We start from the raw sequence: 941 nt of genomic DNA, 5'->3' as shown, positions 1-941 counted from the left end.
CCATCATGAGCGGTTTCGTCATCAAGCAGGGAAACACGTTCCGTCTTGCGGCCCTGATCCGAAGCCATGATGGCGCTGTGTTGGACCTGACGGGATGCACGTTTTCCAGCCAGTTGCGTGATGCGTTGGGCAATATGCTGGTGGCCTTGACTGTCCAACCGGTCACAGGGCGCACGGGTGTTGTCCAGATCACGTATGCCGGGGATACCGGCGCGTGGTTGCCGGGACAGTATCGGTGCGACCTGCGCACCGTCTGGCCTGATGGCACGGTCCAGTCGAGCGAGACGTTTTTCGTCAGTGTGATTGCTGGCGTAACCACACCGGGAGGCGCGGCGTGAGTGTGAGCCTGCTAACCAATCAGCCGCAGGTGGTGGAAATTGCGCCCGGCAATGCCGCGACCGCGCCCGTGTCGATCAAATCCGTTGCGTTCGACGGGGCGGGGAACCTGACCGTCACCCTGTCTGACGACACCGTCCTGGACCCTGTGCCGTGTGCCCAGCAGATCGCCGCCGCGTTCGGTGGTGTTGCCCTGGTCGTGGTGGACGGCAACGGCAACCTGCTGGCCAATGGCAAGCAGGTCGGCACGGTATCCGCGTCATGATCGGGCATGTGTTCGAGGTCGTGAATGCGTGGTCCGGCCTGATCGAGACCGCACTGGGACTGGTTGGTGGCTGGTATGGGAAGGTGGCCCAGAACCGGCTGGCGCAGCGGCAGGAGCAGCTATCGGCCGGACAGCAGGCACTGGCGCTGGTGGCGCAGACCCGCGAGATGATCGCGGAGCACATCCAGCGGATCGACGTGCTGACACGCCAGTTATGGGCGCGGGATGATGTGATTCAGGAGGTTTACGCGCAGGCGATCGCCGCCCGGCTTCTGGTCCACGAACTGGATGCCAATGCGGGTCGGCCGCCACGGCAGTTTGAGCCGCTGCCATCCTATCC

3 protein-coding genes are annotated in these 941 nt (G+C 63.8%); all 3 read left to right on the top strand.

Going from position 1 to position 941, the window contains the following annotated elements:
* Window positions 1-338 (top strand): hypothetical protein (locus tag HNH97_RS11460; protein ID WP_171790981.1); only part of this gene is annotated, 338 nt, incomplete at its 5' end.
* Between the two features lie 2 nt (window positions 339-340).
* Window positions 341-601 (top strand): hypothetical protein, encoded by a 261-nt coding sequence (locus HNH97_RS11455; protein WP_171790980.1) that lies wholly within the window; start codon window positions 341-343, stop codon window positions 599-601.
* A partial coding sequence (locus tag HNH97_RS11450) for a hypothetical protein (RefSeq protein WP_171790979.1) occupies window positions 598-941 on the top strand: 344 nt, incomplete at its 3' end. The genes HNH97_RS11455 and HNH97_RS11450, both read left to right, overlap by 4 nt.

It is taken from the genome of Gluconacetobacter entanii, from assembly GCF_013155425.1.
Taxonomy (GTDB): domain Bacteria; phylum Pseudomonadota; class Alphaproteobacteria; order Acetobacterales; family Acetobacteraceae; genus Novacetimonas; species Novacetimonas entanii.
Note: the sequence above shows the minus strand (reverse complement) of the source record. Positions and strands in the feature narration are given on the sequence as shown.